This is a genomic window from Azorhizobium sp. AG788, from assembly GCF_004364705.1.
Classification (GTDB): domain Bacteria; phylum Pseudomonadota; class Alphaproteobacteria; order Rhizobiales; family Xanthobacteraceae; genus Azorhizobium; species Azorhizobium caulinodans.
Map to the genome: position 1 here is coordinate 1 of NZ_SOBM01000009.1, position 23,494 is coordinate 23,494.

Here is a 23,494-nt window from a genome sequence, read left to right on the forward strand (position 1 = left end):
CATAAGCCCGAATTTCAAACTCTCACACCTTTACAGGGGGAGAGAAGACGCCTCATCCTCCGGCTCCTGAACCGGCGGCCACAACAACGAAGTCGCGAGAAGCGTCGGGGACGACACCGCCGCCGCGTCTGCGGCAACCCGTCGTCGATGAGCGGGTTATAAGGACACCCTTTTCCCCTGTCAACACACCTCGAAACGCTTTCTCGAAATGCCCCGCCGTCTGTGGACAATGACCGGGAGCATCCCGCGCAAATGCTTATCCGGCAAGGCTTTTCGTCAATGCACCGCAGCATATGCACTCTGGCGGCGCAGCAGAACGGGGGACGTCGGCCGCAAAAAAGTGCGCGGACCGCCCCACAAATCCAGTCCGGAACAGACCTTCCCGTAGCCGCCTTCATTTTGCCGCCTCGCACGCGTCACATCGCGTACGGTCAATGCGCCGTTCGCGCGGTGCGTCGATCTTGCCCGCACGGGCGCAGCCCGCCCTTTGCGCCCGCGCATTGTCTGTGCGGTCGCACCTGGGTTAGACAACGCATGAAGATCGCGTGCCGCTGCGGCGCGCGCCATTCCATCGATCTTGAAGGCTCCATCCGCCTGCGCGGGGCACGCCTATAAAGGGACAGGATTTGCAGCACCGACGGTCGGCTGGCGCCTGGCGCGACGATATGAGCGTGGGGGGCCTCGGAGAGGACCCGCCGCTCGGCGTCGACGGCGACGAGGAGGTGATCGACCGGCGGCGCCTGTCCGTGCGCTGGCTGGCCGCGACCCTGCTCACCGGCCTGTGCGGCAGCTTCCTGATGGGAGGCGCGGTCTATGCCGCCCTTGATGGCGACCATCGCTTCGCTTCCATGCCCGAGACCGTGCGCAACGCGCTGCGCGGCGCCCTCGCCGTCGGTGAGAAGGCCTCCAATGCGGCGCGCAAGGGCGATCGCATGTCGCTGCTGGCGGAAGCCAACAGCGCGCGGCAGACCTTCCGCGTCTCCACAACCACCAAGGTGGGCGACAAGGAGATCATCCGCGTGCGCCCGTTCACGCGCGTGGCGGCGAACCTCGCCATGAACGTGACCTCGGTCTCCACCAATATCCCGCGCTTCAATCCGGCACAGATCGTGGCCCAATCCGCCGACAACACGCCGGATGCCGCCCCTCAGGCCGAGCCGACCGGCGAAGTGACGCTGGTGATGCGCGATCTCGCGGGACAGACCAATCTGCATTACGGCTCCGCCGTGCCCATGGAAGAGGTGCTCGGCAAGGTGCGCGAGGTGGCCGAGCTCGCCCGCAGCCAGATGCCGGTGCCGCTGCCGACCGCCATCACGGGCCAGCCGCCCTCCGGCCCCGTGGGCGGCAGCCCCTCGCTCGCCTATGCCACGGACGGACGCTACGGCCTGCCCTCCGGCCTCGGCACCGCCGGCGCGCCGGCCATCCGGCCCGACCTCGTCGAGAACATGAGCTATCTCGGCAAGACCTCAGCCGAGACGTCCGGCGGCAATGACTGGACCGACACGACGGTGGTGGTGAAGAAGGGTGACACCATCGTCTCCATCCTCACCGACAACGGCGTGTCCGTGCAGGAAGCCAAGGCGCTTGCCGCCGCCTTCCGGCGCGGCTCGGATGGCACGGTGAAGGACGGCCTGCGTCTGCGCCTGCTGCTCCAGAGCGATGCCGCCAAGCAGGTGCATCCGCTGCGCGTCTCCATCTTCAGCGATGCCGGCCATGAAGGAACGGTTGCCGCCTCCGACACCGGCAGCTTCGTCTCCGTGGCCGAGCCCACCGAGAGCGACATCGGCGGCGTGTCGGAAAATGTCTCGGATGACGAGGATGATGACGGCCCCGGCATCCGGCTCTACGAGAGCCTTTACGAGACGGCGCTGCGCAACGACATGCCCCGCTCGGTCATCGCCGATCTCGTGCGCATCTATTCCTTCGACGTGGACTTTCAGCGCCGGGTGAAGCCGGGCGACAGCTTCGAAGTGCTCTATTCGGAAGACAATCCGACCGATCCGGAAGTGCTCTATGCGACGCTGACCACGGCCGGCGAAACGCGCCGCTATTACCGCTTCCAGACGCCCGACGACGGGCTTGTCGATTATTATGACGAGGATGGCAAGAGCGCGAAGAAGTTCCTGGTGCGTAAGCCCATCGCCGGCGGCATCATGCGCTCGCCCTTCGGTTATCGCCGCCACCCGATCCTTGGCATTTCCAAGCTGCATACGGGCGTCGACTGGTCCGATGCCGTGGGCACGCCCATCTATGCGGCCGGCAACGGCACGGTCATCTATGCCAACTGGAAGTCGGGCTACGGCCGGCACACGGAAATCCAGCACGCCAACGGCTATGTGACCACCTATTCCCACCAGTCCGGCTTCGCCAAGGGGCTGAAGGAAGGCCAGCAGGTCCGCCAGGGCCAGCTCATCGGCTACCTCGGCTCGTCCGGCCTCTCCACCGGCCCGCACCTGCATTATGAGGTGAAGATCAACGGCAGCTTCGTCGATCCGCTGCGCGTGAAGCTGCCGCGCGGCCGCGCGCTCGACGGGCGCATTCTCGCGGACTTCCGGAAGGAGCGCGAGCGCATCGAGGCGCTGCTGAGCCACGCGCCGGTGCCGCCGAAGGTGGCCTCCGCCGCGACGCCCGCCACCCGCCAGCGCTGAGACCCGCCGGGCGGCCGATCCACCCCGAAATGGTCCGGCACAACCGCCCCGGAGTGCCGAAATGGGGGTTTCCCTCTCTTGGCCGCCCGCCCGGAGCGGAAGACAATGCATCCCATCGTCACCTTGGGTCATGCCATGCGGTGTCTGAAGGTCCGCCTCGCCCTCTGCCTCACTCTGGCGCTCCTCGCCGGCGCGCTCATCGCCCCCGCGCGCGCCGGGGAAGCGGAGGATGCCTATATCGTCACGCGCAACCGCTATGTGGCGGCCATCGCCGCCGCCATGAAGAGCGGCATTCCGGACCAGAAGCTCTACAAGATGGACGAGCAGGCGCGCGCGGACCTCAAGAAGCGCCTCGCGACCGTGCTCGGCCCCCTCTCCTTCAAGGGCGTCGGCCGGACGCCCACCTTCTCGCCCGGCGCGCTCTACAGCGGCGAGCTGGAATCCGGCCGGCCGGACGGACTGCTGTTCCAGGACGAGGCGGACACCACACGCATCTTCGTCTCCACCGCGCCCATCCTCACCAATTGGCTGGCGGAAGACGCGAAGGCCTCTGGCCGCCGGGCACCTTCGCTGATGTCGCAGTTGAGCGATGAAGGCTTCCTCACCCAGGCCGTAAGCAGCGATGCCGCCTTCACCGGCTACATGCGCATCCCGCTTGCCGCGCAGGACGGCGAGACGGTCGTGGCGCTGTTCGGCCTGTTCGCGCAGGACGATCCGACCGACTATCCGCCGCGCTCGCTCATCGTTGCGCGGCTCGCCAAGGACCGGGTGACAGTGGCGACCGTCGACGCGCCGGGAGCCGGCAAGGACATTCCCGCCTGCACGAAGGTGTGGCGCAGCTATCAGGCCAAGGCCAACAAGCTGTTCGCGGCCATCCCGAAGGGCAAGGGCGCGGAAGATCCGCAATGGGACGAAGCCCAGACGGCGCTCACCGAGGGCGGCACGGCCTATCGCAAGTGCTATGCGGAGGAAGCCCCCAAGCTGTCCTTCTATCCGGCGGTGGTGAAGCGGGCCGAGGGGCTGCTGTCGACCCTGCGGGGTAAATAGGGGCGCCCGATCGGCCGGGCGTTCCCCACGCGCGTCGGTCGCCGTTAAGATGCGGCCGCTCCGTCCCCACCGCGTGGTGCCGGTCGATGGAGCCCATGGTAATGGGGCGGTCATGTCGCGCGATCCGGTTCTGTCCCGCCTAGGCCGGAGCTTCACCCTGAGGCGGGGCGCGCAGACCCTTCTGACGATCGGCTCGGTCGCGCTGGGCGTGGTCACCACTTCGGCGCAGACCGCGGAGGAGGCGGCCGACACCGCTTTCCTCGCCGCTTATGCGCACGACAAGGCCGAACTCGGCCGGCTCGATGCGGACCCCGCGCAGACGGACGCCACCTATGCCTTCGAGGCCAGGGCCCGAGCCGACCTGCGGCAACGCCTCATCGCCCGTCTCCGCCCCCTGAGCTTTTCCAGCTTCAAGGCAGAGCCGGCCTTTTCCCCCGAGAGCCTCTTTCCCGACACCTGGACCTTCGCCTACGGCAGCCCGCCCGGCCTGCTGTTCGAGGATGAGGAGGGCACGCGCCGCATCTTCGTCACCAGCGCGGCGCTCTTCGCGGATTGGCTCGCGGGCGCAGCCAAGGCAAAGGACGCGCCGTCCGAATTCGGCAAGGGAACCACAGCCGCCCTGACCACGGATGCCGTGGCGGCCAGCGTGATCCTCGATCCCGACGCCTTCCTTGGCTTCGGTCCCCTGCCCCTCGCTGCGGCGCCGGGCGAGACGCTGCTCGCCCTCTACGGCCAGCTTGCCCCGGATGTGGGCCATGACGGCCAACCCAACGCCGTGCTGATCGCGCGCCTCACGACCGACCGCTTCATGGCCGCAGCGGCCTATCTGGGGCCGGGCGAGATGGCGCCCCTCCCCGCCTGTCAGTCCGCCTATGATCAAACCGCCCGCACCGGTCAGGGCGCCGATCCGGCGGGGCGACGGCGCATCCTCTTGAGGGCCGAGGACGTTTTCCGCCAGTGCGTGGGGCGCGAGGCGCCGCGGCAGCCCGCTTTCCGCAAGATGGTGGCGCGGGCGCAGGCGCTCCTCGACACCATGCGGGGGAGGTGAGCCCATGGGATTGCCCTTCCGCCCGCGCATGGTGTTGGCGCTGGTTGCGGGCCTCGGCCTCACCGCCGCGCTCGCCGCCTCGCCCCTGGCCTATGAGGCGATGCGCAGCCGCTACATGGCACAACTGGAGAAGCAAAGGGCCGAGCCGCCGAGGCCAGATCCGATGCTGCGCGTGCAGGAAGCCGCCAAGGCCCGGCTGATGAAGCAGATCACCGAAGCTCTTGGCCCCCTCGCTTTCCAAGGCATGGGGCCGCCCGAGCTCTCACCGGACGCGCTGGAGCCGGGCGCGCCCGATCCCGCCCGCCCCATCGGCCTCGTCTTTCAGGACAGGGCCGAGCGCACGTTCCTCTTCGTCGCACCTGAAACACGCTTTGCCGACTGGCTCGCCCGGCAGGCGCGCGAGGACGGCACGTTCTTTCCGGACGGCCGGAAAGGCATCGCCGCCAACCTTGCCAATGCGGCCCTCTATACGGTGACGGTGGGCGGGGAGACGGGCTTTGGCACTGTCGTCCCGCTGCCTCTGCCGTCCGCGCCCGACGAAAAGGTCCATGCGGCGCTCGGTGTCTTCACGGCCGATGACGTGCCTTTCCTGCTGCCGCGGACCTTGGTGATCGGCCGTCTCGCGCAGGGCCGGATCATCGTGGCGCGGCAGGCAATCGAAGATGTGGTCGCGCCCATTCCCGCCTGCACCCGTCTCGCCCTGCGCGGCAAGGCGCAGGTGCGCCGCTTCCGTGCACAGGTCCGCGCCGAACGGCGGGAGGACGACACGTTCGACGATCTCTGGACGATCATGCGCACGGCCAATGCGGCCTTTGAGGCCTGCGTCACCCGCGAACTGCCGCGCCAACCTTATTACGGCGCCCTGACGGCGCGGGTGCGCGACCTGCTGGACCTCATGCGCGGCAAGTAAGGGCGGCACGCGCACCGCAAACGAAAACGGGCGGCCCCTCGCAGGGCCGCCCGTCCGTCATCTGCTCTGGCGCGCCTCAGGCGGCCTGATCCACCGGCGCCGCCTCACCCCGGAAGGTGAGGTGGCCGTTCTCAAGGCCGATGTGGACGCGGCTGCCGTCCAGCACCTCGCCGGAGAGGATCTGCTGAGCCAGCGGATCCTGCACCAGCTTCTGGATCGTCCGCTTCAGCGGGCGGGCGCCATAGGCGGGGTCGTAACCCTTGTCGGCGAGGAAGGCCCGCGCCTCGGGGGTGAGATCCAGAGTGATCTTGCGATCCTCCAGGAGCTTCGCGAGCCGCTTGAGCTGGATCTCGACGATGCCGCCCATCTGATCCTTCCGCAGGCGGTGGAACATGACGATCTCGTCGATGCGGTTGATGAATTCGGGGCGGAAGTGACGCCGCACCGCCTGCATCACCAGCTCATAGGCTTCCTCGTCCGAAACCACCTTCTCGCCGTCATGGCCGGGAATGCCGAAGCCGACCGGCTGGCGCGGATCCGCCAGATATTCGGCCCCGAGGTTCGAGGTCATGATGATGAGGGTGTTGCGGAAGTCCACCGTCCGCCCCTGTCCATCCGTCAGTCGACCGTCGTCGAGCACCTGAAGGAGGACGTTGAAGACGTCCTGATGCGCCTTCTCCACCTCGTCGAACAGCACCACCTGATAGGGCCGGCGCCGCACGGCTTCGGTGAGGGCACCGCCCTCCTCATAGCCCACATAGCCGGGAGGAGCGCCGATCAGCCGGCTCACGGAGTGCTTCTCCATGTATTCCGACATGTCCAGGCGCACCATGGCGGTCTCGTCGTCGAACAGGAAGCTGGCCAGAGCTTTGGTCAGCTCGGTCTTGCCGACGCCGGTGGGGCCGATGAAGAGGAAGGAGCCGATGGGCCGGTTGGGATCCTGCAAGCCCGCCCGCGCCCGGCGCACCGCGGTCGAGACCGCCGCCACCGCCTCGGACTGGCCGATGACGCGCTTGGCCAGCTCCTGCTCCATGCGCAGCAGCTTGTCCCGCTCGCCTTCCAGCATCTTGTCCACCGGCACGCCGGTCCAGCGCGAGACGACGCCCGCGATATGGTCCGGTGTCACGCTCTCCTTCACCATCTCGCCCGACTGGCCGCTGGCCTCCAGTTCCGCAAGGCGCTTCTCGAGACCTGGGATGACCGCATAGGTCAGCTCGCCGGCCTTCTGATACTCGCCCTGGCGCTGCGCGATCGCGAGATCGGCGCGGGCCTGGTCGAGCTTCGCCTTCACGTCGGTGGCTTCGCCGAGCTTGTCCTTCTCCGCCTTCCACTTGGAGGTGAGGACGTCGGACTTCTCTTCCAGATCGGCCAGTTCCTTCTCAAGCCGCTTCAGGCGGTCCTGCGATGCGACGTCGGTCTCCTTCTTCAGGGCCTCCTGCTCGATCTTGAGCCGGACGATGTCACGGTCGAGGCTGTCCAGTTCCTCGGGCTTGGAGTCCACCTGCATGCGCAGCCGCGAGCCGGCCTCGTCCACGAGGTCGATGGCCTTGTCGGGCAGGAAGCGATCGGTGATGTAGCGGTTGGAGAGGGTGGCGGCAGCCACGAGCGCGCTGTCGGTGATGCGCACGCCGTGATGCAGCTCATACTTCTCCTTGAGCCCGCGCAGGATGGACACCGTGTCCTCCACCGTGGGCTCGCTGACGAACACCGGCTGGAAGCGGCGGGCGAGCGCCGCATCCTTCTCCACATGCTTGCGATACTCGTCGAGCGTGGTCGCGCCGACGCAGTGCAGCTCGCCGCGCGCCAGCGCGGGCTTCAGCAGGTTGGACGCATCCATGGCGCCATCGGTCTTGCCTGCGCCGACGAGGGTGTGCATCTCGTCGATGAACAGGATGATGCCGCCTTCGGCCGCCGTCACTTCCTGAAGAATGCCCTTCAGGCGCTCCTCGAACTCGCCGCGATATTTCGCGCCGGCGATGAGCGCGCCCATGTCGAGCGCCAGCAGGCTCTTGTTCTTCAGGCTCTCCGGCACGTCGCCATCGACGATGCGGCGGGCAAGGCCCTCCACGATGGCGGTCTTGCCGACGCCGGGCTCGCCGATGAGCACGGGATTGTTCTTGGTGCGGCGCGCCAGAACCTGGATGGTGCGGCGGATTTCCTCGTCGCGGCCGATCACCGGGTCGAGCTTGCCGTCCCGTGCGGCCTGGGTGAGGTCGCGGGCGTATTTCTTCAGCGCGTCATAGGCATTCTCGGCGGTCGCCGTATCGGCGGTGCGGCCCTTGCGGAGCGCCTCGATGGCGGTGTTCAGCGCCTGCGGCGTGACGCCGCCGCGGGCGAGGATCTTGCCCGCCTCGGTCTCTTTCTCGATGGTCAGGGCCAGCAGCAGGCGCTCGACGGTGACATAGCCATCACCAGCCTTCTTCGCAGCCTGCTCGGCGGCGTCGAACACGCGCGCCAGACCCTGGCTCAGATACACCTGACCGGAACCGCCCTGCACCTTGGGCAGCTTGCGGACGGCCGCTTCGGTCTCGTCCCGCACAAGCTGGAGATTGCCCCCGGCGCGCGACACGAGGCCTGCGCACAGGCCTTCGGGGTCATCGAGCAGCACCTTCAACAGGTGCTCGGGCACGAACTGCTGGTGGCCTTCGCGCACCGCATAGGACTGCGCCGACTGCACGAAACCACGGGCGCGCTCGGTATAGATCTCAAAATTCATGTCTTCCCTCCTCGGCGTCCGGAGCGCCTTCATCGAAGCACGCTCGGGCTCGCTTGGATGCGGCCCCGGTCTGCCCGGCTGCCGCAGTGGTCCGCGCCCGCCGTCCCTGAGACAAGCTTGGCGCGAACCACCACGGCAGATGTGGGAAGACCCCGGGCCGCTGGGAAGGGGTCCGCCCACGGGAATTGCATTTTTGCCCGCCGGCCATCCGTCCGCTTTGACGCGGCTCATAAAACGCACCCACGCGCCCTCTCCGCTTGACGCGCGCCGCGATCTCTGTACCAATCGGTACACCCATTGAGAGACACACAGGAGCCAGCCCATGAGCCGCCCGCCGCTGCCGCCCTTCACCGCCGAGACCGCCGCCCTGAAGGCCCGCATGGCCGAGGATGCGTGGAACACGCAGGACCCGGAGAAGGTCTCCCTCGCCTACACGCCCGACAGCGTCTGGAGGAACCGCTCGGATTTCCTGGTCGGCCGTCCCGCCATCGTCGAATTCCTCACCCGCAAGTGGCAGAAGGAACTGGATTACCGGCTCATCAAGGAGCTCTGGGCCTTCCACGACAACCGCATTGCCGTGCGCTTCCAGTATGAGTGGCACGATGCGGCGGGGAACTGGTTCCGCTCCTATGGCAATGAGAATTGGGAGTTCGACGAGGCCGGTCTGATGCGCAACCGGCAGGCCAGCATCAATGACGTCGCGATCACGGAAAAAGACCGCAAGTTCCTTTGGGACAAGGGCCCGCGCCCGCAGGATTATCCCGGCCTCACCGCCCTCGGTCTCTGACCACCCGGACGCTGGAGGCATATGACGCTGGACGCATATAAGACGGCGGGTGCCGGGAAAGCCGCACCCGCCGACTAGTGAGCAGGAGCACCTAATGTCCCGCCTGATCCACACCCGCGAGGACGTGCTGCCGGTGCTGGGGGAGGTGTTTCGCGAGCATGGCTTCGAGGGGGCAAGCCTTTCGGTCATCACCGCCCGCACCGGGCTCGGCAAGGGCAGCCTCTATCACTTCTTCCCCGGCGGGAAAGAGGAGATGGGGCAGGCGGTGCTGGCCCATATCGACGGCTGGTTCGAGACCGAGGTCTACGCACCCCTGCGCGACGACGCGGACCCACGCGCCGCAATCAGCCATATGCTGGAGGCGGTGGATGCCTATTTCCGGTCCGGCAACCGGGTGTGCCTCGTCGGCGCGCTGGCGCTGAACAACAGCCGGGACCGCTTCGCCGCCGCGCTGTCCGGCTATTTCGCACGCTGGCGTGATGCGCTGGCGGACGCGCTGCGGCGGAGCGGGCGGGCAGAGGCGGAGGCGCTCGCCGAGGAAGCGGTCGTCGCCATCCAGGGCGGCCTCGTCATCGCCCGCGCGCTCGATGATCCGGGCGCCTTCGGCCGCACGCTGGCACGTCTTCGGACACGCCTTCTGGCCTGAGGCGATGCGCCTCAAACCACGGGCCGCGCTTGCTTTGCGCCGCGCATGGCCTAAATGTGAAGCAAACAGGTTCAGGGCGCGGCATGGCTCGCGCCGGAGTTGAAGTCGATGACCTATGTGGAAGCTGCGGCGGCCCCGCTGCGCAAGACCGGCCAGATCAAGCTGCACGGCCCCGAGGGCTTTGCCGCCATGCGCAAGGCCGGCCAATTGGCCGCGCAGGCGCTGGACGCCATTTCAGAGATCATCGGCCCCGGCGTTTCCACCGAGGCGGTGGACAAGCTGGTGTTCGATTTCGCGGTGTCCCACGGCGCCTATCCGGCGACGCTGAATTACCGCGGCTACCGCTATTCGGTCTGCACCTCCATCAACCATGTGGTCTGCCACGGCATGCCGAGCCCGCGCCCCCTGCGCGAAGGCGACATCGTGAACGTCGACGTGACGCTGGTGGTGGACGGCTGGTACGGCGATTCCAGCCGCATGTACGCCATCGGCGAGATTCCGCGCCGGGCCGAGCGGCTCATCGAAGTGACCTATGAATCCATGATGCTCGGCATCGCCGCCATCAAGCCGGGGGCGCATCTGGGCGACATCGGCGCCGCCATCCAGGCCTATGTGGAGCCGCAGCACATGAGCGTGGTACGTGATTTCTGCGGCCATGGCGTAGGTCAGGTGTTCCACGACGAGCCGAACGTGGTGCATGTGGGCCGCCGCGGCGAAGGGCCGGAGCTGAAGCCCGGCATGATCTTCACCGTGGAACCCATGATCAATCTCGGGCGCCCGCACGTGAAGGTGCTCTCCGATGGCTGGACGGCCGTGACGCGGGACCGCTCCCTGTCGGCGCAGTTCGAGCATGCCGTGGGCGTGACGGAGACGGGGGTCGAGATCTTCACGCTGAGCCCGAAGGGCTACCACAAGCCGCCCTACACGCTGGGCTGAGCCACATGGCGGGGGAGCCGGACGACGGTGTCGAGGACGCTCCGCATTTCCACGGTCATCGCGATCGTCTGCGCGCCCGTTTCCGCGACGCCGGGGCGCAGGCCCTCGCCGATTACGAACTGATCGAACTCATCCTCTTCCGCGCCATTCCCCGCCGCGACGTGAAGCCGCTCGCCAAGGCGCTGGTGGAGCGCTTCGGCTCCTTCGCCGAGGTCATCGCCGCCCCGCCCCGGCTGCTGGCGGAGATTCCCGGCGTGAAGGACGCCATCATCACCGAGCTGAAGCTGGTGGAAGCGGCCGCCCACCGCCTCGCCAAGGGGCAGGTGAAGCGCCGGCCGGTGCTCTCCTCCTGGAGCGCGGTGCTGGATTATTGCCGCAGCGCCATGGCCTTCGCCGACAAGGAACAGGTGCGCGTCCTCTTCCTCGACAAGCGCAACCAGTTGATCGCGGACGAGGTGGTGCAGACCGGCACCGTGGACCACGCGCCCGTCTATCCACGCGAGGTGGTGAAGCGGGCGCTCGAACTCTCCGCCAGCGCGCTGATCCTGTGTCACAATCATCCGTCGGGCGACCCGACGCCCTCGCGGGCGGACATCGACATGACGCGCAAGATCATCGATGTGGCGAAGCCCCTGGGCATCGAACTGCACGACCACATCATCGTCGGCAAGGAAGGTCACGCCAGCCTCAAGGGCCTGCGGCTGATCTGACACCCCGCCGCAAGCCCCCTGCCCTCATCGCACCGGCATTGGCACCGCGATAAAAAAACGCCGCCCTCTTGCGAGAGCGGCGCTTTCCGGATCGGCAGTTGCGGTTGTTTCTGGTCTTCGCCGAAACCCGCCGTTCCCCTCAGATCACTTGAGCTGCAGGAAGCTCGTATCGAAGGACAGCGAAGCCACGTAGCGATCGCCGCAGGCATTGCTGAGGCCGGCGATGGCGAGGCACTGACGGCTGCTCAGGTTGCTGTCGTAATAGCGGAAGTCGAGGGTCGCCGCCTTGTAGGTGAAGGCGATACCGGCGTTCCAGGTGGCGTAGTCAGGCAGAGCCACGTTGCTGCCACCGGCCAGCAGATACTGCGTGCTGAGGGTGGTGGTGCCGAGCCACTGATAGCCGAGCTCGCCGGACAGGTACCAACCCAGATCCTTGTTGGAGGTGTAGTTGGGCAGGTTCACCTTCAGGGTGCCGGACAGATAGGTCTCGCTGGCGCCCGTGCCGGCGTAGCTGTCGCCGTAGTAGAGGTTCGCGCCGATGGTCACGATGTCATTGATGACATAGCTCGGCTTGAAGTAGATTTCCCAGTAGTTGATCTGGTTCGCGGGCAGACCGGCGCCGTAGGTGCCGTTGTTGGCCTGGCCGGGATAGTAATAATAGATGAAGCCGACGTCGCCGGTGAAATTGCCCCAAGTGTGGCGGATGCCGGCGTAGAAGTCCATTTCAGCGGTCGGGTCGGTCAGACCCGCGCTCTGCGGGAAGTCCACGTTGGACATGAACAGGCCCGCATAGACCCAATCCCAGGCGCGCACTTCGGCATAGCCCTGAACGGTCGGGTTGCCGTCGGTCTGCGTGATGCCGCGGAAGATGTAGTCCGTCGCGAACTTGGCGCCGAAGGCCACGTCGAAGTCCGGGGTGGCGGGCGCGGGGGCCACGGCCTTGACGGGCATCGCGGCGAGGTCGGCCGCGGAAGCCGCGCCGAGCGGGGCCACGGTGGCAAGCGACATGCCGGCGGCAAGAAGTGCCCAGGTCTTCATACTCTCTCCCCCAAACAAAATTGTCACAGGCAGGGAAGCAGGTTTGCGTGTGTCCGCTCAATGATAAAATTGAGGCATAAAGTGCACACAATCTGGGCAGACCATTGTAAATGCTGGATTCCTCTGTTGCAAAAACACCACGTTTATGACGGATTCCAAACATTGCCGGTTCGCACGGTACGACGGCGCGGCCTCCCGTGCCTCCGTTGCCTGTATTGCTGGCCATACATCGACAGATGACGCACGGCTGGGGCCCCTCTTCCCCCATGCGGCTTTGCGCAGCGATTCGCGCCTGGGTTGCGGCCCAGCCGAACGGCCGTTTGCGTTGGGGTGGCCGACACAGAACAGTCTCCGGGGCGCAGGTGAGGAACGAACTATTTCCCGGCTGCCTGTTCTACGAAGAAGGCCCTAAAACTTGGCCTTGGCCGCAAAGAGAACACGCCCGCTCCGGCGCAGGACGGAAAGTGGCGGATCGGCAACAGTATTTCCCGGCTCCGCACACCGGGCATCAGGCCAGCTCAGGGACGCATCATGAGCAGCGGGCGGCCCCGCTCCGGCACCTTGGCCCAGCCGCCATCCTCCTGCCGGGCAAAGCGCACGAGGCCGTTGCCGGTGGCGGCCGTGACCACGACGTTACCGCCCTCCAGATGCCAGGCCTTCGGCACAAAGCCGCCGAACCCATCGCAACCGGGCGCCGCCGTCACGCTGAAGCCCCCTGGCACCGGCGTCTCAAGAAAAGTCCAGCGGCAGATGGGCGTACCGGCGACGCGGGCGAGATTCCAGTCGCCGATGATCTCTTCGGGGCGCACGAGATCCTCCGCGAGGACGGAGGGCGGCGCGAGGAAATAGACGCCATCGCCCTCCCGCAGCGCCTCATAGGCCCCACCCGCGCCTTCGGTGAACTCCGCGATGGTGCGGCCCTGCGCCGAGAGGAAGAGGATCGAGCCTGAGGGGTCCGGCGTCCAGGCGACCGTCTGGGTGGTGAAGGGGATGGCCGCACAGGCGGCATCGAAGCCGATGGCAAAGCCGCCCGGGGCGGCGGTGGTCTTCAGTTCCAGCGGACAGGTCCGCTCGCCGTCGGCGCTGGCGAGGGCCAGTGCGCCGGCCTTCTTTTCTGCTTCGGCCCGCAGGCCGGTGGCCGGTGGTTTGGGGGACGCGGCGTCCGGCGTTCTCGGCGCGGGAGCCTTGGCGCCGGGCGCGGGCACCGCCGCCGGCGGCACGGGCTTTGCGGATTGAGAGAAGGCCGGGAGGGCGCCGACGAGCACGGCCGATACCATCAGGACGGCGGCCCCCGCCCACACGGGGCGGGATGCGGGACGGCGGCGGCCGGCAATCCGCATCTTGAACCTCCACTGGCTCTGCGCCGCCCCAGGCTCCGGAGGACGGTCTCCGGAGCTGGAGGAGCGGGGCTGCCCGCGCAACGCCCTAGGGGAGGCCCTGCTGTGGGCGAATGTCAACCGCGGCGTCAGGCCTTCGGCCAGGGCGTCTCGACGACCGGCGTCACCGGGCCCTTGCCAGCGAACCAGGAGACGAGGTTGTCCACCACCAGCTGGCCCATGGCGTTGCGGGTGTGATGGGTGGCGGAGCCGACGTGGGGCAGAAGCACCACATTGTCGAGGGCGAAGAAGGCCTCCGGCACGCGCGGCTCGTCCACGAACACGTCGAGGCCGGCGGCGGCGATGGTCTTGTCCTGCAGCGCCTTGAGGAGCGCCGGTTCGTCCACCACCGTGCCGCGCGCCACGTTCACCAGCATGCCGCGCGGACCAAGGGCCGCAAGCACTTCGGCATTCACGAGGTTGCGGGTTGCGGCGCCGCCCGGAAGGATGAGGATGAGCGTATCCACGTCGCGCGCCATGGCGACGAGATTGTCATAGTGCTTGTAGGGCACGTCCGCCTGCGGGCGGCGGGTGTGATAGACGATCGGGAGCCCGAAGGCCTCCACGCGCTTGGCGATGGCCTTGCCGATGCGGCCCATGCCGACGATGCCCACCTTGCGGTCGCGCAGGGTGGCGCTCAGCGGAAAGGCGCCCTTCAGCCAACCGCCGGCGCGCACATAACGATCCGCCTGCGGCAGTTCGCGCACGGTGGCGAGCAGCAGGCCGAGGGCGAGGTCCGCCACTTCCTCATTCAGCACGTCCGGCGTGTTGGTGACGATGATGCCGCGCTCAGCGGCCGCTGCCGCATCCACCGTGTCGTAGCCGACACCGAAATTGGAGATGATCTCGAGCTTGGGCAGGCGGTCCATGAAGGCGCCGTCAACCTTCAGCTTGCCCTTGGTGGCGAGGCCCCGGATCTCGCCGGCCTCGCTGGCGATCACCGCATCGAGCCCCTCCGGCCCCAGCACTGTGAACTTTTCCGCGAGCTGGCGCTCGACCACCGTCTCCATGATGGGGCCCGTGAGAAGAAGCTTGGGGCGGGCGGATGACGAAGCGGAAGAAGTCATGGCGCTCAACTCGCTGGAAGATGAGGGAAAATCCGCGCGCGGCAGGCCGGCGCGACGGCGGGAAGTCTTGGATAGGCGTCATAAGGCTTTAGTTCAATCGTTTTAATCACCCCTTGATCCACGCGCGTTACCGCCCCATGATCGCCCCGCCTCCTCGCCAAAAGGAGGCAGCCGCCGCACCGGCGGAAACAAGAGGATGCCGGCACCGAGCAAGGCGAAGCCTGCCGGGAAACGGCACCGACGAGTTGGGTGGATGACGCTGAGCGCCCGTCATGGGCGGACAAGGAGCACGACACGATGGCGACGGTTGATATCCGCGCGGTGACGAAGGCCTATGGTTCGACGGCTGTGATCCACGGCGTCGACATAGACATCCGCGACGGAGAGTTCGTGGTGCTCGTGGGGCCGTCGGGCTGCGGAAAATCCACCCTGCTGCGCATGATCGCGGGCCTCGAGAATATCTCGGGCGGCGAAATCCGGATCGGCAACCGCGTGGTGAACGAGGTCCCGCCGAAGGAGCGGGACATCGCCATGGTGTTCCAGAACTATGCGCTCTACCCGCACATGACGGTGGGCGCGAACATGGGCTTCTCGCTCAAGCTGCGCAACGCGCCGCAGGAGGAAGTGTCCAAGCGCGTCAATCGCGCCGCCGAGATTCTCGGTCTTTCCCATCTGCTGGACCGCTATCCGCGCCAGCTCTCCGGCGGCCAGCGCCAGCGCGTCGCCATGGGCCGCGCCATCGTGCGTGATCCGCAGGTGTTCCTCTTCGACGAGCCGCTCTCCAATCTCGACGCCAAACTGCGCGTGCAGATGCGCACCGAGATCAAGGAACTGCACCAGCGCCTCAAGACCACCACCGTTTATGTGACCCACGACCAGATCGAGGCCATGACCATGGCCGACAAGATCGTGGTGATGCACGACGGCATCGTGGAGCAGATCGGCGCCCCGCTCGATCTCTATGACCAGCCGGCCAACCAGTTCGTCGCCGGCTTCATCGGCTCGCCCTCGATGAACTTCATCAAGGGCAAGGTGGAAGTGAACGGTTCGGCCGCCTTCGTCACCCCCTCCGGCGCCCGCCTGCCGCTCGAGCGCGTGCCCGAGGGTGCCGTGGGCAAGGAGGCGGTCTATGGCCTCCGGCCCGAGCACATCCGCATCGACCCGCAGGGCGTGCCGGTGGAGATCATCGTGGTGGAACCCACGGGCTCGGAAATCCTCGCGGTGGCCAAGCTCGGCGACCAGGAAATCTCCTGCCTGTTCCGCGAGCGCATCTCGCTGAAGCCGGGCGAGACCATCCGCATCGCCCCCCAGCCGGGCCTGACGCACCTGTTCGACGGCGCCACCGGCCGCCGCCTCTGACCCGGCCCCGGACCGGCGCGTGACGCGCCGTCCGAGCCCCTTTCGGCATCGCCGGGGCGGCACCAGAACCCGCGCAGACGGGCACCCGCCGCATCGGCCCTGAGGACAAGTCCATCCCAAAAGACCGTGCGGCTCAGCCGACACGGCGGGGGAAACGCCAAGGCCTGGAGCATATTGCCGCTCCGGGACGCCAACGGAGGAACGCCAAGATGACGATTTCCAGACGCGACGTGCTGATGGGCGGTGCCGGTCTTGCCGGGGCCGCGGCCATGACCGGCCTTTCGGGCACGCCGAGCTTTGCGCAAGCGCTGCCAAAATTCGAGCCGGAGAAGGGCGCGAGCCTGCGCGTGCTGCGCTGGTCGCCCTTCGTGAAGGCCGAAGAGGACGCCTGGATCGCGAACACCAAGAAGTTCACCGAGGCCACCGGCATCGAGGTGCGCATCGACAAGGAGAGCTGGGAGGACATCCGTCCGAAGGCGGCGGTGGCCGCCAATGTGGGCTCCGGCCCGGACATCGTGTGGGTGTGGTTCGACGACGCCCAGCAGTATCCGGACAAGCTGCTCGACGTGACGGAACTCGCCAAGGGGCTCGGTGCCACCTATGGCGGCTGGTACCCCGCCCCGGAGGCCTATGCGCTCAATCGCGGCAAGTATGTCGCCTTGCCGCTGGCCACCATCGGCAATGCGGTGATCTATCGCGACAGCTGGGTGAAGGAAGCCGGCTTCTCCGAGTTCCCGAAGGACACCAAGGCCTTCCTCGAACTCGCCAAGGCCCTGAAGGCCAAGAACCACCCCATGGGCTTCACCCTGGGCCACGGCGTGGGCGACGGCAACAACTTCTGCCACTGGGTGCTGTGGAGCCACGGCGGCGAGATGGTGGACGACAAGGGCAAGGTGAAGATCAACAGCCCGGAGACGATCGCCGCGCTGAAATTTGTCCGCGAGCTCTATCCGAACTTCATTCCCGGCACCGAGAGCTGGCTCGACGTCAACAACAACCGCGCCTTCCTCGCCGGCGAGATTTCCGTGACCGCCAACGGCGTGTCGCTCTATTACGCCGCCAAGAACGATCCCAAGCTCGCCGACATGGCAGCCGACATGCGCTCCGTGAACCTGCCCATCGGTCCGATCGGCAAGTCGGTGGAGCTGCACCAGACCACCTCCGCCTGCATCTTCAAGTACACGAAGTATCCGCAGGCGGCGCAGGCCTACCTCTCCTTCATGTTCGACGCACCGCAGATGAACGCCTGGATCGAAGGGTCCAGCGCCTATTGCTGCCAGACGCTCAAGGCCTTCGCCAAGAACCCGGTGTGGACCTCCAACCCCATCAACGCGCCTTACGGCAAGGCGTCCGAGACGCTGCGCCCGAACGGCTATGCCGGCCCGCTGGGCCCGCAGTCGGCCGCCGCCATGGCGGACTGGATCGTGGTGGACATGGTGGCGGAAGCCGCCACCGGCCAGCGCACGCCGGAAGAGGCCGCCCGCCGCGCCGAGCAGCGCGCCTCCCGCATCTATCGCGGCTGACCCCGACAACGGGACGCCCGGCCGGACGGCCGGGCGCTTCCAGAGGTTTCCCGGCGCCCGCACAAGAGGCGCCGGCCCCGCCCCGATCCCCCGTGGCCGGCCGATGTTCCCCCGTCGGGCGGCCGCGGCAGTGACGGGAAAGGCGCATGGCGGCAGGCCCCCTCGGGCCGCTGCCCTCTTTCGGGTTTTCCGGCTCGGGCCGGAACGGTTCAGAAGCCCTCCCTCCCCTGCGCGGAGGGACGAGACGCCGCCTCAAGCGGCCTTGCGGAGATTTCGGTTCATGGCGGACATCGCGGCCCACCGGGCTTCCCCTTCTCCCTTCCAGTCCTGGCTCAGCCGGGTCGGCCAAGGCCGCCACCTTCTGGGCCTGATGTTCCTGCTGCCGGCCGCAGTCTTCCTGCTCTTCTTCCTCACCTATCCGCTCGGTCTCGGCGTCTGGCTCGGCTTCACCGACACGCGCATCGGCCGCGAGGGCGTGTTCATCGGCCTTGAGAATTACGAGATGCTGTTCGGCGACAGCCTGTTCTGGCTCGCCGTGTTCAACACCGTGCTCTACACGGTGGGCGCCTCGATCCTGAAATTCGCGCTCGGCCTGTGGCTGGCCCTGCTGCTGAACCAGAACCTGCCCTTCAAGTCCTTCTTCCGCGCCGTCGTGCTGCTGCCGTGGGTAGTGCCCACCGTGCTGTCGGCCATCGCCTTCTGGTGGATCTTCGACGCGCAGTTCTCGGTGATCTCCTGGGCGCTCATCAAGATCGGCCTCATCGACCACAACATCAACTTCCTCGGCGACACCACCAATGCCCGCGCCTCGGTCATCGCCGCCAATGTCTGGCGCGGCATTCCCTTCGTCGCCATCTCGCTGCTCGCCGGCCTCCAGACCATCCCGCAGTCGCTGCACGAGGCGGCGACGCTCGACGGCGCCACCGGCTGGCAGCGCTTCCGCTACATCACCCTGCCCATGCTCTCGCCGATCATCGCGGTGGTGATGACCTTCTCGGTTCTGTTCACCTTCACCGACTTCCAGCTGATCTACGTGCTGACCCGCGGCGGCCCGCTCAACGCCACTCACCTCATGGCCACCCTCTCCTTCCAGCGCGCCATCCCCGGCGGCCAGTTGGGCGAGGGCGCGGCCATCGCGGTGGCGATGATCCCCTTCCTGCTCTCGGCGATCCTCTTCTCCTACTTCGGCCTCCAGCGCCGGAAGTGGCAGCAGGGCGGAGGCGACTGATGTCTTCCTCCCCCGCCTCCGCCCAGCCCTCTCGCATGGATGCCGCCATGACCGACCACAGCCTCGCCAAGCCTGGCACCAAGCCGGCGGCCACCAAGCCGGACCTCACCGACAACTCCAGCGGCATGAGCTATCTGGACAGCGTGCCCCGCCGCTTCCTGACGGTGATCCTGCCGCTGCTGGTCTTCGTCTTCGTGCTACTGTTCCCGTTCTACTGGATGGCCATCACGGCCATCAAACCGAACTACCAGCTCACCGATTACGCCAATTACTCGCCGCTCTGGGTGGTGCAGCCGACGCTCGACCACATCAAGTATCTGCTGTTCGAGACCACCTATCCGCACTGGCTCTGGAACACGCTCTATGTGTCCTTCGCGGCCACCTTCATCTCGCTGGTGACGTCCGTCTTCGCGGCCTATGCCATCGAGCGCCTGCGCTTCCATGGCTCGCGCTGGGTCGGCCTCGGCATCTTCCTCGCCTATCTGGTGCCGCCGTCCATCCTGTTCATCCCGCTGGCGCTGATGGTGTTCAAGATCGGCATCTACGACACCAAGCTGGCGCTGATCCTCACCTACCCCACCTTCCTCGTGCCCTTCTCCACCTGGCTGCTGATGGGCTACTTCCGCTCCATCCCCTACGAGCTGGAGGAATGCGCGCTGGTGGACGGCGCCTCGCGCTGGCAGATTCTCACCAAGATCCTGCTGCCGCTCTCCGTGCCGGGCCTCATCTCGGCGGGCATCTTCTCCTTCACCCTGTCCTGGAACGAGTTCATCTACGCACTGACCTTCATCCAGTCCTCGGAGAACAAGACGGTGCCGGTGGGGGTGCTGACCGAACTGGTGCGCTCGGACGTCTACGAATGGGGATCGCTCATGGCTGGCGCGCTCATCGGCTCGCTGCCGGTGGTCATCCTCTACTCCTTCTTCGTGGACTATTACGTCTCGTCCATGACGGGCGCGGTGAAGGAATAGTCCCGCGCCGCAGCATCGGGACGGGCGGACAGCGCCCGCTCGTCCCCGCATTCCCTGCGCACAGGCAGTGAAAGCCACGCTGCACCTGTGCTAGACCCTGCGTCAGGGGCGGCGGACCGGGCGGTTCGCCGCCGTCTGGTTTCGGGTTTCGGGGGATCGGATGCTGGAGCGCATTCTCGAGAATTTCCTGTTTCGCAGCCGCTGGCTGATGGCGCCCTTCTACGTGGGCCTCGCCATCTCCATGGTGGTGCTGCTGATCCAGTTCCTGCGTGAACTGCTGCACTTCATCCAGAACGCGCTCGTCGCGACCGAAAGCGACGTCATCCTCGGCATCCTGACGCTGGTGGACCTGACGCTGACCGGCAATCTGGTCTTGATCGTCATCTTCTCCGGCTATGAGAACTTCGTCTCGCGCATCGACGCGGACGGCCATCCCGACTGGCCGGAGTGGATGACCAAGGTGGACTTCACCGGCCTCAAGCAGAAGCTGCTGGCCTCTATCGTCGCCATCTCGGCCATCTCGCTGCTGAAGGCCTTCATGCACATCGACCCGTCCGGCGATCAGACCTCGCTGATGTGGAAGGTCATCATCCACGTGGTCTTCGTGGGCTCCAGCCTGCTGCTGGCCCTCTCCGACAAGCTGGGCGACGGCAAGGTCCACGGCGCTGGCATCGAGCCCGGCAAGGTGGACCGCGACGGCGGCCACTAGAGCGCGTTTCACCCTCCCATGAAACGCCCAGGCGATTCATGGGAGGGGTGCCGGCTCCAGACCAACGAAAAGGCCGCGCGCGAGACACCTCGCGCGCGGCCTTTTGCTTGCCCGGCGGACGGGCGCCGTCGGGGCGCCCGTCAGCGGTTCAGGAAATCTCGAACAGCGCCGAGAAGCCGGAGATGTCGAACACCTCCTGGATCTGCGGCTGCAGCGTCTTGAGGCGCAGCTTGCGCTTGTGCGGGCTCATGGCCTTGCCGGCCACCAGCAGGGCGCGCAGGCCCGAGGACGACACATAGTCCACGCCCGCCATGTCCACGATGATGGCGCCGTTGGAGGCCTTCACCGCTTCCAGCAGTTTCCCCTCGAACGGTTTGGCATTCAGCGTGTCGAGGCGCCCGCTCACCTTGAGCACCGTGTCTTCGCCGCTCTGTTCGGTCTCGATCTGCATTCAAACGTCCTCGCGCTGCCGCGTGCGATGGGCCGCGCCGCCGCGGCTCCCCTCTATCCTATACGACGTCTTCCACCGGGCCGGACAGGGCCTGCGTGTCGGACCGCTCGTCAGGCCGATTAGCCTCATTTGTCCGGGGGCGCAACGCCAAGGACAGCCGGCGCACCAGCCAGAGCGCGCGCTCGAACAGGCTGGTGGCGCGCATCAGGTTGCGCACCTCGTCCCCACCGGTGGCGCAGCTCGCCGCGAGATCACGGCGGATCTTGTCGAGCAGGGCGCTGCGGTCCGCCGTCAGAACGGCGAGATCGTCGAAATCGAGTTCCAGCGTCTCGCCCGGCACCGCCTCGCTCAGCACCAGCAGCACGGCCCGGAGCGATTCCGACAGGTTGAAGATGAGGGGCGGCGGCGCGCGGAAGGCATCCACGACCACCGCCAGCTCATGCAGCGTATCCTGAAGGGCGCGCACGAGTTCCACCTGTGCCTGCGCCCTGAGGGCCAGATCGAGATCCTCTCGGGTCAGGCCTTGGTCGATGAGATCGGCCAGGAAGCGCTCGGTGGTATGGGCGATGGCATCCGCCCCGGTCCAGGCGGCGAGGCGCGCCTTGCGGTCGTCGAGGTCCGGCTGGTCGAGATCGGGCAGCAGGTCCGGCATGCGCACCACCAACCGGCCCGTCTCCCGCGCCACGAGGTCCAGCGCGGTCGGCGGATCGCGCACCGCCTTCTCGTGGATGAAGCGCGGCCGGGAGAGGCGCTCCTCCGTCGTCTCCGGACTGAGGCGGGCCGAGAGGCGCTCGGTCAGGTCCGCGAAGAGCACCACCGGCAGGGCGCCTGCCAGTTGCAGCGTGAGGAAGACCAGCGAAAGCGCGATGGCGGGGTCCGCCCCGCCCGCCCGGACGAGCAGTTCGTCGATGTTCACGCCGGCCTGCGACGCGGCGATGGCAGCGAAGCCGACGAGGATGCAGCCGACGACCTTCGACTGGATCGCCGACAGGCACAGTTGCCGGGCGCTGCCCTTCAGGTCGCCGGCAGACAAGAGCGTGGCAAGGCCGGAGCCGAGATTGGCGCCCACCACCAGCCACATGCCGTCACCGAGGCCCAGCACATGCGCCTGAACCACCGCCACGGCGAGGATGGTGGGGGTTGAGGCGGACTGCGTGATCATCGCCACGAGGCAGCCGAGGAGGAAGCCCCGGGTCGGCGTCAGGAGCGAGCCGACCATCTGGGCGGCGGCGGCCAGGTCGAGTCCCTTCGGCGCGGTCTTGATGAAGTCGAGCCCGAGGAAGAGCAGCGCCAGCCCGAGCAGCACGCCCATCCACTCCCGCCAGCCGGAGCGCCGGTCGAGCCGCAGGTGGAAGGCGATGCCCACGAGGCCCACCAGATAGAGAACCGCCACCTTGAGGTTCACGCTGGCAATGAACACCAGCACCGACGTGCCGACGCTGGCGCCCGCCACAACCGGGATGGCATCGCGCGAGGTGAAGACGCCGCCGCGCACCAGATTGGCGGCGATCATCGTCACCGCATTGCTGGACTGGGTGACGGCGCCGGTGAGGGTGCCGCACAGGAAGCCCGTCAGCCGGGAGCGGGTAGCCGATTGCAGGATGCGGCGCACGCCCCGTCCCATGGCCTGCTGGAGATGGCTGCCCATCTGCTTCAGGCCAACGAACAACAGGCCAAGGCCAGCGAGGAGCTGTGCGGCGATCAACACGGGCAGGTTTCCGATCGGGGCCTTGCGGTCAGGCGGCCTTGCTGGGGTCGGCGACGAGGAGGAAACGATTTTCCTCCCCCACCCGCTCGTAGGCAAGATCGGAGAGGAAATGGCGCATCAACTGCACGCCATGACCGCCGATGCGTGCCTCGTCCACCGAGGCGACAGCCTCCGGCTCCCCAACCGAGAGCGGGTCGAACGGAACGCCATTGTCCACGATCCGCAGCGCGAAGCGGCCTTCGGGCAGGTGGAAATAGTCGAGCCGGATGCGCGGGGGATGGTCCAGCCCCTCGAAGCCGTAGGAGATGACATTGACCAATGCCTCCTCCAGGCTCAGGTCGAGCCCGAAGCGGATGCGGTCCGGCCAGTTGTCCGCCTCGGCCCGCTCGGCGAGCCATTCCGCCACGCGGGGCAATTCCTCGAGGCTGGCCTCCACCGCGAGGCTCGCCACTTCCACGGCGCCATCCGGCAGGCTCATGCGTCACGGCTCCGGGCAGCGAAACGGCCGGTGCGGGGCGATGCATTCGCCCGCCGCCCGTTGGGGCTAGAAGTCCTCGGCATGGGTGCCTCTCCCAAGCGTGCGGCGCGCCGGACGCAGATTCCTGACCCGTCGGAC

At 67.1% G+C, this 23,494-nt stretch carries 20 protein-coding genes; 13 read left to right on the top strand and 7 right to left on the bottom strand.

Annotated features, from left to right (window positions below; translation table 11 throughout):
* The first annotated feature begins 665 nt into the window (after nt 1-665).
* From DFO45_RS21310 to DFO45_RS21325, 4 genes are all read left to right on the top strand, one after another.
* Nucleotides 666-2,648: a M23 family metallopeptidase gene (locus DFO45_RS21310; RefSeq protein ID WP_043879703.1), complete on the top strand. Its 1,983-nt coding sequence runs from the start codon at nt 666-668 to the stop codon at nt 2,646-2,648.
* Between the two features lie 105 nt (nt 2,649-2,753).
* Nucleotides 2,754-3,695 (top strand): hypothetical protein, encoded by a 942-nt coding sequence (locus DFO45_RS21315; RefSeq protein WP_166657212.1) that lies wholly within the window; start codon nt 2,754-2,756, stop codon nt 3,693-3,695.
* 112 nt (nt 3,696-3,807) lie between these two features.
* The gene (locus DFO45_RS21320) at nt 3,808-4,743 is read left to right on the top strand and encodes a hypothetical protein (RefSeq protein WP_133866456.1); all 936 of its coding nucleotides are present in this window, start codon (nt 3,808-3,810) and stop codon (nt 4,741-4,743) included.
* Between the two features lie 4 nt (nt 4,744-4,747).
* Nucleotides 4,748-5,653, top strand: a complete 906-nt coding sequence (locus DFO45_RS21325; RefSeq protein ID WP_133866457.1) for a hypothetical protein — start codon at nt 4,748-4,750, stop codon at nt 5,651-5,653.
* A 76-nt stretch (nt 5,654-5,729) separates the two neighbouring features.
* Here the strand turns inward: DFO45_RS21325 and clpB are convergent, their stop codons facing one another.
* A complete protein-coding gene (gene clpB / locus DFO45_RS21330) occupies nt 5,730-8,369 on the bottom strand; it encodes an ATP-dependent chaperone ClpB (protein WP_012172720.1) in 2,640 nt (879 codons plus the stop codon).
* A gap of 322 nt (nt 8,370-8,691) precedes the next feature.
* On the opposite strand from clpB, the gene DFO45_RS21335 reads away from it, so the two are divergent.
* The 4 genes from DFO45_RS21335 to radC all read left to right on the top strand — a co-directional run bounded on the left by DFO45_RS21335 (nt 8,692) and on the right by radC (nt 11,448).
* Nucleotides 8,692-9,156 carry a nuclear transport factor 2 family protein gene (locus tag DFO45_RS21335; protein WP_133866458.1) on the top strand — a complete coding sequence of 155 codons (465 nt, stop codon included), beginning with the start codon at nt 8,692-8,694 and terminating at the stop codon, nt 9,154-9,156.
* Between the two features lie 94 nt (nt 9,157-9,250).
* The gene (locus tag DFO45_RS21340) at nt 9,251-9,802 is read left to right on the top strand and encodes a TetR/AcrR family transcriptional regulator (RefSeq protein ID WP_133866459.1); all 552 of its coding nucleotides are present in this window, start codon (nt 9,251-9,253) and stop codon (nt 9,800-9,802) included.
* A gap of 108 nt (nt 9,803-9,910) precedes the next feature.
* On the top strand, nt 9,911-10,738 hold the full coding sequence (map, locus tag DFO45_RS21345) for a type I methionyl aminopeptidase (RefSeq protein ID WP_133866460.1): 828 nt from the start codon (nt 9,911-9,913) through the stop codon (nt 10,736-10,738).
* Between the two features lie 5 nt (nt 10,739-10,743).
* Complete coding sequence (gene radC / locus DFO45_RS21350) at nt 10,744-11,448, top strand: DNA repair protein RadC (RefSeq protein ID WP_012172724.1); 705 nt, start codon at nt 10,744-10,746, stop codon at nt 11,446-11,448.
* A 144-nt stretch (nt 11,449-11,592) separates the two neighbouring features.
* Here the strand turns inward: radC and DFO45_RS21355 are convergent, their stop codons facing one another.
* The 3 genes from DFO45_RS21355 to DFO45_RS21365 form a co-directional block, all read right to left on the bottom strand.
* The gene (locus tag DFO45_RS21355) at nt 11,593-12,486 is read right to left on the bottom strand and encodes a TorF family putative porin (RefSeq protein WP_043879708.1); all 894 of its coding nucleotides are present in this window, start codon (nt 12,484-12,486) and stop codon (nt 11,593-11,595) included.
* 518 nt (nt 12,487-13,004) lie between these two features.
* On the bottom strand, nt 13,005-13,826 hold the full coding sequence (locus DFO45_RS21360; protein WP_133866461.1) for a protease inhibitor Inh/omp19 family protein: 822 nt from the start codon (nt 13,824-13,826) through the stop codon (nt 13,005-13,007).
* Between the two features lie 125 nt (nt 13,827-13,951).
* A complete protein-coding gene (locus DFO45_RS21365) occupies nt 13,952-14,929 on the bottom strand; it encodes a 2-hydroxyacid dehydrogenase (protein WP_133866462.1) in 978 nt (325 codons plus the stop codon).
* Between the two features lie 297 nt (nt 14,930-15,226).
* Between DFO45_RS21365 and ugpC the strand changes: the two genes are divergently transcribed.
* From ugpC to DFO45_RS21390, 5 genes are all read left to right on the top strand, one after another.
* The gene (gene ugpC / locus DFO45_RS21370; protein ID WP_012172728.1) at nt 15,227-16,288 is read left to right on the top strand and encodes a sn-glycerol-3-phosphate ABC transporter ATP-binding protein UgpC; all 1,062 of its coding nucleotides are present in this window, start codon (nt 15,227-15,229) and stop codon (nt 16,286-16,288) included.
* Nucleotides 16,289-16,497: 209 nt separating this feature from the next.
* The gene (locus tag DFO45_RS21375) at nt 16,498-17,811 is read left to right on the top strand and encodes an extracellular solute-binding protein (RefSeq protein WP_012172729.1); all 1,314 of its coding nucleotides are present in this window, start codon (nt 16,498-16,500) and stop codon (nt 17,809-17,811) included.
* Between the two features lie 280 nt (nt 17,812-18,091).
* Nucleotides 18,092-19,039, top strand: a complete 948-nt coding sequence (locus tag DFO45_RS21380) for a sugar ABC transporter permease (protein WP_133866463.1) — start codon at nt 18,092-18,094, stop codon at nt 19,037-19,039.
* A 47-nt stretch (nt 19,040-19,086) separates the two neighbouring features.
* Nucleotides 19,087-20,010: a carbohydrate ABC transporter permease gene (locus DFO45_RS21385; protein ID WP_043880608.1), complete on the top strand. Its 924-nt coding sequence runs from the start codon at nt 19,087-19,089 to the stop codon at nt 20,008-20,010.
* Between the two features lie 160 nt (nt 20,011-20,170).
* Nucleotides 20,171-20,719 (top strand): TIGR00645 family protein, encoded by a 549-nt coding sequence (locus DFO45_RS21390; protein ID WP_133866464.1) that lies wholly within the window; start codon nt 20,171-20,173, stop codon nt 20,717-20,719.
* A gap of 148 nt (nt 20,720-20,867) precedes the next feature.
* Here the strand turns inward: DFO45_RS21390 and DFO45_RS21395 are convergent, their stop codons facing one another.
* Genes DFO45_RS21395 through DFO45_RS21405 form a run of 3 tightly spaced genes read right to left on the bottom strand, consistent with a single transcriptional unit; the run spans nt 20,868 to nt 23,356 of the window.
* Nucleotides 20,868-21,170, bottom strand: a complete 303-nt coding sequence (locus tag DFO45_RS21395) for an STAS domain-containing protein (RefSeq protein ID WP_012172733.1) — start codon at nt 21,168-21,170, stop codon at nt 20,868-20,870.
* A gap of 58 nt (nt 21,171-21,228) precedes the next feature.
* A complete protein-coding gene (locus DFO45_RS21400) occupies nt 21,229-22,878 on the bottom strand; it encodes a Na/Pi symporter (protein WP_133866465.1) in 1,650 nt (549 codons plus the stop codon).
* A 28-nt stretch (nt 22,879-22,906) separates the two neighbouring features.
* A complete protein-coding gene (locus DFO45_RS21405; protein WP_012172735.1) occupies nt 22,907-23,356 on the bottom strand; it encodes an ATP-binding protein in 450 nt (149 codons plus the stop codon).
* Nucleotides 23,357-23,494: the final 138 nt, after the last annotated feature.